Origin of the sequence: Nitrospira sp. (genome assembly GCA_030692565.1) — a bacterium.
Taxonomy (GTDB): domain Bacteria; phylum Nitrospirota; class Nitrospiria; order Nitrospirales; family Nitrospiraceae; genus Nitrospira_D.
On record JAUYAO010000022.1, the window covers coordinates 68,878 to 83,796 of the forward strand.

Annotated in this window: 9 protein-coding genes; 7 read left to right on the top strand and 2 right to left on the bottom strand. The window is 59.0% G+C overall.

All coding sequences use genetic code 11. The features are described from left to right. Window positions 1-4: 4 nt before the first annotated feature. Complete coding sequence (locus Q8N04_05065; GenBank protein MDP3090025.1) at window positions 5-1,360, bottom strand: outer membrane protein transport protein; 1,356 nt, start codon at window positions 1,358-1,360, stop codon at window positions 5-7. A 177-nt stretch (window positions 1,361-1,537) separates the two neighbouring features. On the opposite strand from Q8N04_05065, the gene Q8N04_05070 reads away from it, so the two are divergent. Beyond that, a complete protein-coding gene (locus Q8N04_05070) occupies window positions 1,538-2,335 on the top strand; it encodes a LuxR C-terminal-related transcriptional regulator (GenBank protein ID MDP3090026.1) in 798 nt (265 codons plus the stop codon). Window positions 2,336-2,431: 96 nt separating this feature from the next. Here the strand turns inward: Q8N04_05070 and Q8N04_05075 are convergent, their stop codons facing one another. Next, window positions 2,432-3,124, bottom strand: a complete 693-nt coding sequence (locus Q8N04_05075) for an acyl-homoserine-lactone synthase (GenBank protein MDP3090027.1) — start codon at window positions 3,122-3,124, stop codon at window positions 2,432-2,434. Window positions 3,125-3,325: 201 nt separating this feature from the next. Between Q8N04_05075 and Q8N04_05080 the strand changes: the two genes are divergently transcribed. The 6 genes from Q8N04_05080 (at window position 3,326) to Q8N04_05105 (ending at window position 14,782) form a co-directional block, all read left to right on the top strand. Beyond that, window positions 3,326-4,144, top strand: a complete 819-nt coding sequence (locus tag Q8N04_05080) for a sensor histidine kinase (protein MDP3090028.1) — start codon at window positions 3,326-3,328, stop codon at window positions 4,142-4,144. Continuing rightward, window positions 4,141-4,821 (top strand): response regulator transcription factor, encoded by a 681-nt coding sequence (locus tag Q8N04_05085; GenBank protein ID MDP3090029.1) that lies wholly within the window; start codon window positions 4,141-4,143, stop codon window positions 4,819-4,821. The genes Q8N04_05080 and Q8N04_05085 overlap by 4 nt, the downstream gene beginning before the upstream one ends. A gap of 371 nt (window positions 4,822-5,192) precedes the next feature. Continuing rightward, window positions 5,193-8,657, top strand: coding sequence for a PAS domain S-box protein (locus Q8N04_05090; protein MDP3090030.1), 3,465 nt, complete (start codon window positions 5,193-5,195; stop codon window positions 8,655-8,657). After that, window positions 8,647-9,339 (top strand): response regulator transcription factor, encoded by a 693-nt coding sequence (locus tag Q8N04_05095; protein ID MDP3090031.1) that lies wholly within the window; start codon window positions 8,647-8,649, stop codon window positions 9,337-9,339. The genes Q8N04_05090 and Q8N04_05095 overlap by 11 nt, the downstream gene beginning before the upstream one ends. Window positions 9,340-9,546: 207 nt before the next feature. Next, window positions 9,547-14,010, top strand: coding sequence for a PAS domain S-box protein (locus tag Q8N04_05100; GenBank protein ID MDP3090032.1), 4,464 nt, complete (start codon window positions 9,547-9,549; stop codon window positions 14,008-14,010). 46 nt (window positions 14,011-14,056) lie between these two features. After that, complete coding sequence (locus Q8N04_05105; protein MDP3090033.1) at window positions 14,057-14,782, top strand: response regulator; 726 nt, start codon at window positions 14,057-14,059, stop codon at window positions 14,780-14,782. Window positions 14,783-14,919 lie beyond the last annotated feature (137 nt).

Sequence of the window (14,919 nt, forward strand, 5' to 3'; positions counted from 1 at the left end):
CTGGTCAGAAAAGAAATTTGAAGCTGAATGTCCCGAGATGGACAAAGGCGTGATAGGTGCCATTGACCGTAGGATTCACATTGCCGACTACGGTACGCGGTTCATAGAACCATTCCTGATAAGCAATATCCAATCCGATTGCCTTTGGCCAGAGAGCGGATTCGCCTCCACAGGGAATCGCGCCTAGAAATTGTCCCCCCTGCTTGCACAGAAAGCCGGCACCCAGTGAGAGCGTGTTGGATGATAACGAAATGGTTGCCGGATTGAAGGTGAGATCCGGCACGGGATTTTCGGTCCTGGTATATCCAGCCCTCGCTGCCACGTCCCAATGCGGCAACCAAGAAGGGTTGAGCCACTTGTACTCAGTACCCACCGAGACGACCTGAACGGTCTTCCATTGTTGCGATTGAGGCACCGTTGATCCATTGGATAAATAGACGTTCAAATCTTTGTTGGATTTCCAACCAACAAAATCCACATCCAACTCCAGTTTCCACTCCCGCTCACTGGTACGGACCGGCCAGACGGCTGCGGCGGCTGTATAAATAGGTGGCAACGCGAGACTCGTCGAGGCATCGGCCACTTTGGCTCCGTTCACCAAAAGAGCGCCGCGTAACGGCAAGACCGCCTGGCTACGATAGACCAGGCCAATCGAGGCGAGGGGCTTCCCGTCGCTGTTCCTGATCGGGGTATAGAGCATGCTCGCGTTTATGCCCACTCCGGTCCCTTTCCCATTCAATTCAACAGACGCCCCTGCCGGAATCCCAAAGAGACCGGCCCCCACTTGTTTTTGCTCAACATGGCCCTGCCCGAGAAAACTTGAGAAGGTGTAGATATCAGCACCAAGCCCCAACGACAGGTCCTCATTGACCTTGTACGCAAGGGTTGGCTTGATATCGATGAGTGGCAGCGCAGCTGATGTCACAGCGGTATTGAACACACCATCAACTGGATATCTCGTACTCGAACCATACGGTGAGGTCAGCCCGATCCCCACGGTCATTGCTGACAAGCTTGGGATTCCGATTGAGCCTAAATTGGCACTGAGATAGAAGTAACTTGGAAGAGGAGTAGAAATACTCCCGCCAAAGTCTCCTCTGGTATCAACACCCGATGAAGCTGTATGTTTAATCGATCCGCCCATCAGGCTTGTTCCCAAAAGAGTCTGCAGACCTTCGACTTGGGTCAACCCTGCGGGGTTGAAATGGATGGCGGTCGCATCATCGGCTTGCGCACCAAAAGCATGACCTTGCCCAGACGCTGCTGCACCTTGGGGCTGAAATCGAAGAGCCTGAGCATTTGCTGCCATTGGAGTTAGTATTAGCCATACCCAAACCACCGAAAGACCAAACCAATTCATAATTCAGTTCCTTTGAACAGATTTAGAAAACTTTGATGGTATATCGTGCCCGATTGAGTGTCTAGACCCTGAATTGGGAATACTGAATTCCAGCCTCAAAGACTGCTATTGCGAAAACTCACCGGGATTGCTAACTTAGCATCGTCCTGTAGAAGTGAACGGGAAGGAGCTTCCCAGATGAACACTGCCGTATTCCCATTCCCCGCCAGTCTCTTTGACCAAGCTTCCAGAAGCGAACTTCAATGTCTGATGGAAGTCATTCACTATGCTGCGCTGGCTCAATCCTCCAAAGATGTCAAAAACGTACTGATTCGCACAAAAGAACTGTTTCCATTTGAGCGTTTGATCGGAGGCCTTATTCGATTCAGCCCCGACGGCACCTTCGATGGGTTTTCCGACGTCTTAAACATAAGCTTCCCGCAAACTTGGCTCTTTCAATATTGGAAAAATAGTTACGGGAAGGTAGATCCCGTTCTCCATGAGTTGGTACGCTCCAATCAGACACAGGTTTGGAATCAGGTGTACGCCAAGGTAGAAACCGAGGAGGAGAAAGAGTTCCTCCAAGCCGCAGCCGGATATGGGCTGATTGATGGCGTAACGACCGGAGCACTCGACGCCTCTTGCGGAGTGGCAACATTCTTTGCATTCGCCGGAAAAACGCCCGTAAGAAACGACCGGTATGTGCAGATGCTTTCCTATCTTGGGCAACACCTTCATCTGGCCTTATTGAGAGCCGCATCGAAAACTTCAACCTCAATGAACAACTGCGTTACCATGCTTTCTCCTCGGGAAGTCACCATCCTCAATTGGATCAAGGATGGTAAAACGAACGGAGAAATAGGTCAGATCATTGGCCTGACAGAACGAACCGTTCGCTTCCATGTCGAAAGCATTTTTGCAAAACTCGACGTCTCTTCACGAACGCAAGCTGTTGCCGTAGCGGTTCAGCATGGCCTCCCAAATCTTGTAGCCTAATCCGTCCACCTTCCATTTTCTCATTTGAGAATCGCCCCTTCCGGCCTCACATTCTTTCGCAAATTGAACCACCGTCTATCCAGAGACTCATGTCTCTTAAACCGCCACCTCTGTGTGGAGAAGAGTTTGTTCGGCCACCACATTCACACTTGATGGGCTCACAGTTGCCATCCATGCCATGAGCTGTGGCCGTTTCTGCGCAAGGACAGTCTCACATCTGACGATATCAATCGTCGCAGCAATTGATACTGCTCCAGCTGGAGGAAGCGCTACGGGCGGACCCAGCGGGTCACAGGGAATCCCCATCGCATTCAACATCCGAAAGAGCCGATGCTCAACCTCAAGGTAAAGATATCGGACATCCTGGGCCAGAGCCCACTGGTAGATTCCCTTGATGAGGCTCAACATCATCCGAGCAGACAATCCCTTGTCTATGATCATGGGGTCAATCGCCAGCCTTGTGATTTCAGCAGTATCTCGCTCCTTGCGTATCAGATGCCCTGAGGGAAGCAACATGCGGAGATCATGCTCGAGCATGAATTGCCCTGTGGACGGCAATAGTCTGGCAAGGCCGAGAATTCTCCCCTCTCGGCTGAATAGCCCAATCGATGTCCCCCAAAGATCATACATATCCATCTCTCGTCCATCATCGGACGGACAGACCCATCGCAGGGTTTCCGCGAACACCCTATGCCGGAGCCGGTATGCCTGATCCAGCTCACCAGAAGAAGTCAGCGTCTTGACTTGCATATCTCCTTCAGAAAATTCGATTCCCGTCTGCATTTCCATACTCCCCTCCTTGTTTAGGCCCATGTACTTCTGACTTGAGAAACACATTTCTTGTAATTGGCCGATTTGTCACCTGGCGGATCCGCCAGGTGACGAATAGGCTTGTCTTCGCGTACTACTCTCCACTTAGTTGGGATACGCTCAACAAGAGGTTCGATTGCCCTGCGCCGAGCTGGTTGAACGGAGAGGAGGAATGACATAGTGAATGAAGGAAAGAGACTCCACATCATCGATGGGTTTCGGCAATCTCCGCCCCTCGCCCGTCGTCATCAATTCGGACAAGGGGAAGGCCAGAGGCGCAGCAGCGAGAGCCATCGCTTTCCCAAGCTCGCCCCGCCGGCCGGAGGCCAGCTGACGGTCGCGCTCAAAGCCACGGAAAAACGCTTGAGCAGTTTGTTGGAGGACCGGAACCGCATCAGCCGAGATCTTCACGACTCGGTCTTGCAATCGCTGTATGCCATCGGGCTCAGCCTGGAAACCTCCCACCGTACCAATACATCACCACGACCAGGGGCCGATCGCCCATACAGCCATGCCGTGGATCAGCTCAATCGCTTGATTCACGAGGTGCGAGGCATCATCAAGGGGCTTGCGGATGGATCGGTGCAGGACATGGACCTGTCTGAGGAACTCAGGCAGGTGGCCGGCAGTTACGAGCAACTCAGCGGCGTCACGATCACGCTCAGCCTGCAGCCTTCGGCACTGGACGTACTCACCCGGGAGGAAGAGCAGGAGATTCTGAACATTGTGCGAGAGGCCTTGAGCAATTGCGTCCGCCATGCGCAGGCGACTCACGCCGAGGTGACAATCAGGACGCACGGGAACCGAGTGCGTATCAGTATCTGCGACGACGGAAAGGGATTTGTCGAAACCGGCGCGCACCCCAAGGGGTATGGCTTGATGAATATGGAAGCGCGGGCCAGGAAACTCGGCGGCAGCTTGCTGCTCCGCTCGAAGCCCGGTCAGGGCACTCGCATTTCAGCGGAATTTTTACTGGAACCGATTTTAGCGCCTGTATGAAACCGGCACGCACCACACTCCTCATCGTCGATGACCACGAAGTCGTCCGGCAGGGTCTCCGAACGCTCCTGAACCTCGAGCCGGATTTCCGGGTCGTCGGTGAAGCCGCGTCGGTCGAGGCTGCCGTCACAGAAACTGCACGTCTCCGACCCAGTGTCGTATTGCTCGACGTGAAGCTTCCCGACGGCTCCGGGATCGCGGCCTGCCGCCGGCTGCTCGCGACCACGCCGGCCACCCGCGTCCTGATGCTGACCAGTTTTTCGGAGGACGCCATGGTGGTCGAGGCCGTTCAAGGCGGAGCCCACGGCTACGCGCTCAAGGATGTCCGAACCACGGACCTGATTCAGGCCATTCGCACCGTCGCCAGCGGCCATGGCTATCTGGATCCGCGCGTGGCCCAGCAGACCTTGCATTGGATCCGCGACCGATCCCACGCCGCCGCCGGCCATTCCCAGGATCGCCTCACACGCCTCTCCCCTCAAGAGCGCGCCATTCTGCCCCTGCTCGCGGAAGGCAAGACCAACAAAGAAATTGCGGTGGACCTTCGCTTAAGCGACAAGACCATCAAAAATTACCTCGCCAATATCTTCGACAAGCTCCAAGTACGCCGGCGCACCGAGGCCGTGAGCTGGTATATCCGAACGACTCAGACAGCCTCGCGAGACCCCCGCTTCTAGCAGGATGCGGAAAAAGTCCGCCAGCGGCGTTCTCGCATCGCTCAGAGGCTCAACGTACAGCGCAGAGTACGATTCGCCTCTTCGCTCGCTGCGGCCTTGCTGGACGGCCTGTTTGCGCATCCTGTGGGCTATTCCGGCGCCGACACGGCGAGTGAGTTGGCCGCGGTGCGTTGTGCAACAATCGAGTTTTTCCGCAGCCTGCTAGACCTTGAGCATTCCACTGCTTTGACTCCCGCGCCCTCTAGAAATTCAGGGGTCCCAGGTTCTATGCTAGGCACTCCGCCAGGGCCGTCGCAGAGATTGATGAGAATCACTCCGCGGGCGGACCGGTGGCCATCCCGGCTGACCAGCGAACCGAGGCACGACGCGTCATGTCCCATCCCCGCTCTTCCGCGCCGACCGAGACCCAAGCCAGTGACGGCATCACGCCGGAACGCGCCGCGCTGTCGACTTCCTCCCCCGCCCACCGTGCAGCGGAGGCGGCGCAAATCGGCACATGGGAATGGCGGCTCGCCACCGGAGGAATCGCGTGGTCCCCGCAGGCTGATACGATTTTCGGGCTCTCGCCGGGCGATTTTTCCGGCACGTTCGAAGGATTCTTGCGCCTCGTGCATGAATCGGATCGGCCGCAGTTACAGGCGGCGATTCAGACCGCAATCGAAACCCGTCAGCCCTACCATCTCGACCATCGAATCGTCACGCCGAACGGAATCATCCGATGGGTCTCCTGTCGAGGCCGCGCGGTGCTGGACTCAGACGGCCACGTCGCAGGCATGGCGGGCACGACCGAAGATATCACCCGCCGGAAAGAAACCGAGCTGGCCCTTCTTGATCTACAAGCGACCCTGGAGCATCGTGTCAGGGAACGCACCGCCGGCCTCGAACGCGCCGTGCGTGACCTTCAGGAAGAGATCGAGCGGCGGCAACAGACTGAGGCCGCGCTGAAAGCCAGCGAACAACGGTATCACGCCCTCTACGAACACAACCCCACGATGTACTTCACCCTGACGCCTGACGGCACGGTCCTCTCTGTCAACCGGTTCGGGGCAGAAGAGTTGGGGTATCGCGAAAGCGAATTGGTCGGACAATCGGTATTCGCCGTGTTCCAAGCCGCGGATCATCCTACCGTGCTGGAACAACTCCGCGTGTGCTCACAGAGCCCGGGGCGAACTTTCGACTGGGAAATCCAAAAAGTCAGAAAGGACGGACACCTCCTCTGGGTCAAAGAACGGGCACGGGCCATCACCGGACCGGACGGGAACCCGATCATTCTCATTGTCTGTGAAGACATCACGGAACAGCGACAGACACAAGAACTCATCCGAGATCGGGATCAGCAATTACAAGCCACCTCGCAGTTCCTCCATACCCTGGTGCAGGAGTCTCCCCTTCCGATTGTCAGTCTCGATGCCAGCGCACGGATCACCAGCTGGAATCAAGCCGCCACCAGACTCTTCGGCTGGACGAAAGAGGAGGTCCTGGGCCGGGAACTTCCGTATGTCCCTCCTGGGCAGGAAGCAGAAGCCGATGCCCTCTGGAGCTACGGCACACACCACGGGATTCGTGGCCCGCTTTCGCTCCGCCGGCAGCGGAAAGACGGAAAGCTCCTGGAGCTGTTGTTGTGGCCGGTGTTCGTCGAAGATACCAGCGGACAGCTGAAGACAGCGGTCGGGCTCTACGTCGACCAGTCCGATCTCCGCCGGGCGGAAGATGCCTGCCGGCACAGTGAAGGACGGCTCCGGTCGTTCCTGAATGCGCTCGACGACCTGGCATTCGAATTGGACGAGCACGGCGTCTATCTGAATGTGTGGACGCGCAACGACGACCTTCTGCTGCTTCCCAGGCAGGAGATTGTCGGCAAATCGATGGACGAGATCCATGGCCGGGAGGCAGGAACCCATTACCGCGCCATCCTTCGCCGGGTCCTGGACTCGGGAACACCCGAGTCGGTCGAGTACTCGCTTCATTTAAACGGCCGGCTTCGACACTTCTCCGCCATCCTCAGCCGTATTCCGGCGAGTGCGAGCACCCGGGCCACCGTCGCCTGCATTGTCCGCGACGTCAGTGAGAATAGGCGCTCCGCGGAAGCCCTACACTTGAGCGAGCAGCACTTGAAGAGCATCATCGAAACCTCGCCGGAATGCGTCAAGCTGGTTGCGGCCGACGGGACATTGCTCCAAATGAACGCCGCGGGGCTGGCCATGATCGAGGCCGACAACGTGCAAGACGTGATCGGTCGCTGCATCTATCCGCTCATCGCGGAATCCCATCGCGATGCCTTTCGGAGGATGAATGAACAGGTCTGCAGGGGGCAGAAGGAATCCATGGAATTTGAGGTGGTGGGCCTGCGGGGGACCCGTCGTTGGATGGAAACCCATGCCGTACCGCTCCGCAATCCCTCCGACGGAACCATGGCTCAACTAGCGATCACGCGCGATATCACGGACCGCAAGCAAACCGAACTGGCGCTGCGTGAGAGTGAACAGCGCTTCGAGATTGCCTTCCGGTCAAGCCCCCATCCGGTGCTCATCACCGAATTGGCCACCGGCCGCTGCCTCGAAGTCAACGACACCGCGTTGCAGCTCTTTGGGTTCCAGCGCCATGAAGCGGTCGGACAGACCACCATCGCCATTGAACTGTGGCCGAAGCCGGAAGACCGGACGAGATTCGTCACGCAACTCCTGGAAACGGGAACTCTCCGAGGAGTGGAATTCACCTTCCAAACCAAAGACCGGCGCTTGCGGCACTGCCTGGTCTCGAGTGAATTGATCGAGCTCAACGGCACCAGATGCATCCTCACCGTCGGGACCGATGTCACGGAGAAGAAGGAAGCCGAAGCCGCTCTGCGGGAGAGCGAGGAACGCTGGCAGCGCTTCGTCGCCGACGCCCCGGTGGGGCTGGTCGTCGTCGGTGCCGACAAACACATCCTGAGCGCCAACAAAGCTTTTTGCGCGCTCACGGGCTATACCGAACAGGAGGTGATCAGCCATACCTACGCGCTCTACACCCATCCCGACGACCTGCCCAAGAATCTGGTGTTGACCGACGAGTTTTTCACAGGGCAGCGGCAGGCCTACACGTACGAGAAACGGTATATCCGAAAAAACGGCGAAGTCATCTGGGTGTCCGTCCGCGCGAGTCATCTCACCGTTCACGGGCACGATGCGCCGCTCGTGCTCGCGGTCGTGGAGGATATCACCGACCGCAAACAGGCCTTGGCCGATCGGGAGCGGATCAGCCAGGACCTGCACGACAATATTCTCCAATCCCTCTATGCCGTCGGCATGCAGCTCGAAGCGGGGAAACTGCTGGCGGGGAAAGCCCCGCGCAAATCCAAGCAGCATGTCACTCAAGCTATCCGGCAGTTGAACCATCTCGTCTTGGAAGTCCGGCAATTCATCACCGACCTGACCTGCCGCACGGCGCCGACACTGGATTTCACGGTGGCCCTGAACCAGCTCGCCGCCTCCTGCTCATCGGAAACTCGCACCGCGCCCGAGCTGATTATCGACCCCACTGCGCTCACGGTCATCACCCCGGCGATCGGCGAGCAGTTGCTGAGTATTGCGCGAGAAGCCTTGAGCAACAGTGTCCGCCATGCCGGCGCGACACACCGTGCTGTCAGCCTCACGAAGACCGGCCGCTCCATCCGGTTGCGCGTCACCGATGACGGCACAGGCTTTGACCCCGGCCGCAAACGCCGCCGCGGCCACGGACTGGCCAATATGGCCGCACGGGCCAGAACCATCGGCGCGCAGTTCACGCTCGACAGCACGCCGGACCGCGGCACCTCAGTCACGATCGACGTCCCCACAGGAGAGCCTCATGCCTGCTAAAACGAAACCCTCGCCCATTCGCTTGCTGATCGTCGACGACCACGAGGTGGTGCGCATCGGGCTCGGCGCCGTGCTCGATCTGACACCGGGGATGAAAGTGATCGGCCAAGCCCGGAGTAAAGCCGATGCCATCGCGCAATGCCGTCGCACAAAGGCCGACGTCGTGTTGCTCGACATCCGCCTGCCGGACGGCAGCGGGATCGATGCCGCACGCGAGATTCTCTCGGCCCACCCCAAGATCCGTATCCTCTTTCTGACCAGCTTCGCGGATGAACACACCGTCCTTGAAGCGATTCTCTCCGGCGCCCAGGGCTATGTGCTGAAAGACATTGCCTCCGCCGCGCTGATCCGCGCCATCAAGACCGTCGCCGCCGGACAACCCTTGATCGACCCGCGCCTGGCCACCCATACGCTCTCGTGGATGAAGCACCTGCCGGCCGGCCGGCCCCCTGCCAAACGATCACTCCTCTCCCCCCAAGAGCAGCGCATCCTGCCCCATGTCGCCGGAGGCCTGACCAACAAGGAAATCGCGCAACGCCTGGATCTGAGCGAGAAGACCGTGAAAAATTATCTGGCGAACATCTACTCCAAACTCCAGATCGGACGGCGATCTCAAGTGGCCGCCATGTACGCCGGGAGTTTCAAGGGCTCTATACCGCCGCTGCCCTCCAAATCCCCCTAAGACCAGCCTTCCCAGCACGCGCCCGCCTAAAGATTCTTCGGCAAACACCGATACAGGGGGGTCACGACCTGACAAGACATCCGGCCCTCCCTTCCCTGCAATCCTCACCAGCCTGCGCGACGGTTACCGCATCAAGTTTGTCCGGTTTCGATCCGAAAAAGATGTGGATCTCCGCAGCCCTCCGTCTATCTGCGCCCCGAGGACGCCATGTTCGACGTCTCCACATTCCGGCTCCAAGACATGACCGCCTGCAGTGCGGCCTTGCGACAGCTTGGGACCGATGCGTCTTCCATTGAAATCGCGGCAGACCGAATTACACGATACCTCTATACCACTCTGACGACCGGACCGGACGAAGATCCGGCCTGCGTCCTCGTACGGTTGTTCAAGACTCACCCCTACGACCGGCTCAGCCCCGAACTGCAAGCGCTGGCCGATGCCCGCCTTGGAGGCAAACCTGCCAATCCCGGCATGAAGTGCTTGACTCTGCTTGCCAGCACGGGAGCCGTTGAAGGCTGGAACCACCCGGCTCAATCCAGCCGCTTCCGCGTCATCCCGCTGAGCGGACCGGATGCCCTGGCCAAACTGCCGATGTTCTCCCAGCTCTTCGCCCAATTTCACATTGATCTGCCGTTTCTCGAACAAGCCGGCTCCTCCCTCTTGATGGATCAATACGCCACCACCTTCAACGCCTTCCATGTCCCACAGGCGCTCGGCAGTCCCTACGTGCCGGGCCAGACCGAATTCGTCGTGCCGTTTGGCATTCAATCCGTGTTCGGCTTCGGAGGGTTGCTCGCGACCGGCGAAATGTTCACAGTGATTCTCTTTGCGAACATTCCCGTCACGAAAGATACCGCCGACCTCTGTAAAGCGTTCGCCCTCTCAACCAAACTGACCCTGGCGCCATTCGAGCACAATCGGCTGATCCTTCCCCCAACAGTAACCACCTCGTCGGTCGATCAGGCATTGGCAACGAACCAGCTCGCCTCCTTGCAGGACCGTGTCGCGACCCTTGAATCGATTCTGGCCGTACAAGAGCATGCGGTTGCAATCCAATCCGACAGGCTCGCAGCAACTTTGGCGGACGAAGTCAGGCATGGACGGGAACTGCAGGAGCAGAGTTTGCGATTTGAAACCCTGTCGGCCACCTCCCCAGTCGGCATCTTTGAAACCGATGCGAATGGAAGCTATCTCTATACCAATGATGCTTGGCGGACGATCTCCGGGCTATCCCTCGCAGAGAGCTTGGGCGAAGGGTGGAGTCGAGCCATTTTTGCGGAGGATCGCCCCACAGTGTCTACGGCCTGGAGTCAGACCGCGAAGACTGGGGGAGAATTTTCGCTTGAGTTCAGGATGCAACGGCCCGACGGGACGATCCGCTGGGTGCATGCCCGCTCACGCCCGTTGAGGAACGCGACCGATCAAGTGGTCGGCCATGTCGGCACCACGGAAGACATCACCGAAAGAAAGCAGAAGGACGCGGCGCTGCGCAAAAGCGAAGCCCGACTGCGGGAAGCCCAGGCCATGGCGCATCTGGGAAACTGGGAACTGGATCTGGTGAACGACCGGCTGCTGTGGTCGGACGAAATCTTCCGGATCTTTGAGATCGACCAGGCGCAGTTCAGCGCCTCCTACGAGGCCTTTCTCAACGCCGTCCATCCCGACGACCGGGCGCTCGTGAATGAGGCCTACACGCGCTCGGTGCAGAACCGCACCCCCTACGAGATCGTCCATCGGCTGCTGATGCCGGATGGACGAATCAAGTATGTGCAGGAACGCGGCGGGACGCACTACGATCGCGAGGGGCGGCCACAACGCTCAGCGGGCACGGTGCAAGACATCACGGAACGACGGGAAGACCAGCTGCAACTGCAGCACTCCCAGGCGTTGCTGAATGCGGTGTTCGACCACCTGCCCAATATGGTGTTTGTGAAGGATGCCAAGACTCTGCGCTTCGTTGAATTCAATAAGGCGGGCGAGCGCCTCACCGGCTTTTCGCGCGAGGAATTGCTGGGGAAATCGGACTACGATTTCTTTCCCCAAGAAGAGGCCGACTTCTTTACCGGCAAAGACCGCGCCGTCCTGGCCAGCGGCGCCATGCTGGAAATTCCCGAGGAAGAGATTCAGACCAAACACCGGGGCATCCGCATCCTGCAGACCAAAAAGCTCCCGCTGTACGATACCGCCGGCGTGCCGCAGTATCTCTTAGGCATTTCCGAAGACATCACCGATCGGAGAGCCGCCGAAGTACAGTTCACGCAGGTGTTCGAATCGAGTTACGTCGGCATGTTGATGGTGGCGGACGACGGAAGGATCACTCTGGCGAACCCCCAGATAGAACAAACGTTCGGCTATCGCCGCGACGAACTGATCGGACAACCGGTGGAGATCCTTCTTCCGAAACGCTTCCGAACGACCCATCATGGTCAACGAATGTCGTTCGTAGCCTCAGGGGCGTCCAGACCGATGGCCAAAGGCCGAGAACTCTACGGATGCCGCAAGGATGGAAGGGAGTTTCCCCTTGAGATCGGGTTGACTCCGGTCAATACCCCGCAAGGGCATCAGGTGCTCGCCTCGATTACCGATATCACCGACCGTAAGAAGAGCGAGGCGTCCCGATTCAGACTCCAGCAAGCCGTCAATCACGCGCAAGACGGGACGGCGCTGCTCGACGACACCGGCGAGTACATCTACATGAACCCGGCGCACGCCGCGATCTATGGTTATACTGTCGACGAACTGCTCGGTCACAGCTGGAAAGACCTCTACCACTCAGAATGGGCGTCCATGATTGAGCAGCTTTATCTCCCTGTCCTGCACGCGGACGGGCAGTGGCAAGGCGAAGTGGTGGGGAAAAAGAAAACCGGTGACGCGTTCCATGTGGATCTCTCGCTGACCCTCTTGGAAGAACCCGGCACAGGCCGACAGACCATCCTCTGTACCTGTCGAGATATCACCCTCCGTAAACGGATGGAACGCGATCTCATCACCGCGAAGGAGGCCGCGGAGGCAGGCATCCGGACAAAGTCCGAGTTCCTCGCCACCATGAGCCACGAAATCCGCACGCCGATGAACGGGGTCATCGGCATGACCGGACTCTTGCTCGACACTCCGTTAACGCCAGAACAGCGCGAGTATGCGGAAACGGTCCGGCGGTCCGGTGAGGCCCTTTTGGCGATCATCAACGACATCCTCGACTTCTCGAAAATCGAAGCCGGGAAACTGGCGCTCGAAATCATCGAGTTCGATCTGCGCACAACCGTCGAAGAGACGCTCGACCTCCTGGCTGAACCGGCTCAACGCAAAGACCTGGAAGTGGTGGGACTTGTCGATGGCGCGGTGCCGGCGGACGTGAAAGGCGATCCAGGGCGTCTCCGCCAAATTCTCACCAACCTGCTTGGAAACGCCATCAAGTTCACCGAGCGGGGAGAAGTCGTCCTCGCCCTGTCCGTGCTGAAGGAATCGGATCGATCTGTCACGCTCCGATTCACCGTGACGGATACCGGCGTGGGCATCACGCCGGAAGGCCGCGCCAGATTGTTCCAATCCTTCAGCCAAGCCGATGGATCGACCACCAGGAGGTTTGGCGGAACGGGCCTGGGATTGGCTATTTCCAAACAACTCGTGGAGTTGATGCGGGGTGAGATCGGAGCGGACAGCCTGCCGGGATCCGGAAGCACATTTTGGTTCACCATCGAATTGGAACGTCCGCCGCACAGACCGGCTCCTCCGACGCCGGCCCAGGACCTGGCTGGGCTCCGCGTCTGTCTGATCGACGACAATGCGACGAACCGCTTGTTGCTCGAACATCATGCGCGCGCGTGGGGCATGACGCATGCGTCCGCCGAAGACGGACCGGCGGGCCTGGCGCTCATTCAGGACGCGCATCAATCGGGCCATCCATTCGACCTGGCGATCATCGATATGCAGATGCCTGGCATGGACGGGATGCGGCTGGCCGAAGCGATCAACACCGCGACGGGCGCCACGCAAACCAGGCTGGTGCTGCTGACCTCCCTCACCCGGCGCGGCGATGCCAAGCTGGCGCAGCAGCGAGGATTCTCCGCATACCTCACCAAACCGATTCGCCAACACCAGCTCTACGACTCCCTCCGGCTGGTCATGGGGCGCACTCCCGCCAAGACGCCGCAGGATTCGTCGTTGATCACCCTCCATAGCCTGGCGGAAGCCCATGCGCGGATCGACGGACGCCTCTTGCTGGCGGAAGACAACGTCATCAACCAGAAAGTCGCCGTCAAGATGCTGGAGAAGCTCGGGTGCCGCGTCGATGTCGTCGCCGATGGCCGGGAAGCGGTCGAAGCCTGCTCCCGCATCCCGTACGCATTGATTTTCATGGACTGCCAGATGCCTGAAATGGACGGATTCGAAGCCACCCGACGCATCAGACAGCGGGAAGGAACCGCTCGCCACACCCCGATTATCGCCATGACGGCAAACGCCATGGCAAGTGACCGCGAACAATGTCTGGCTGCCGGAATGGACGATTATCTGAGTAAACCCGTCCACTCCGTGGCCTTGGCCGACATCCTCGCCCGCTGGGTTCCTGCGCCGGGTTCAACCGCCAACACAGCAGAGAGCCGCCCATTGCGTCCGGTCTCCGATGATACGGACGCTACGCCTCCGGGCAGACCGGATGGGTGTAACCCATGAACAGGCGGTTTCACCCCCATACCGTACCGGGAAAGGAACGAGGATAATGTCTATTCTGATCGTGGAAGACAATCCGGTCAACGCCACGCTGCTCGCGCTCATGCTGCGGGGGGGGGGGTACCAGACCGTCGTCGCGAAAAACGGCAAGGAGGCCCTGGCGGCGGCCACGGAGACTCCCGGCCTTCAGCTGATCATCACCGACTACATGATGCCAGAAATGGACGGGCTGGAGTTTATCGCAAAGGTCAAGACCTTGCCGGCCTGGCGCCCTGTTCCGATCCTGATCGCATCGGCGCAAGCCGATCTCGACACCGTCAAACAAGCGCAGGCCTTACAATGCGCCGGCTTTCTGGTGAAACCCATCGACAAAACGCAGCTGCTCAGGCGCGTGGCGGAGCTGATCCGCGCGCAGCCGGCCCTGTTGCAGCCTCAACAGCAGGCGATGGACCAGCTGGAATGCGGTCTGGCAGACTACCGCGAACTGATCCGGACGTTTGCGGCGCAAGTAACCGCCACGATCCCGATCGTGGTATTGGAGCTCGACGACTCGGACCAGCCCTTCTCCGACAATCTACGCCGGCGGCTCAGCGACCTTGCGGAGAGCGCGGCCATGCTGGGGGCGGAGAAATTTGTCCAGTGGCAGGCGCAGAGCGTTGCGAATGGACACCCGGCCCGGGCGCAGGGCCGCGCCTTGCAAACACTCCTGCAAGAATTGGAGGGCGCGCTCCTGGCCCGTGTGCCGCCGCAACCGGATACTCAGCCGCCTGCGTGAACGCCACGGCGATCCTCCGGACTCGCCATGCTCAAGATCGCCGGCATCCAGCCGATAAGAACGACACGCGAGCGATTCTCGGACGGGCCGGACTGGAGAGCCGCAGAAAAAATCCGTGAAGCCCCTTGAACTCGACA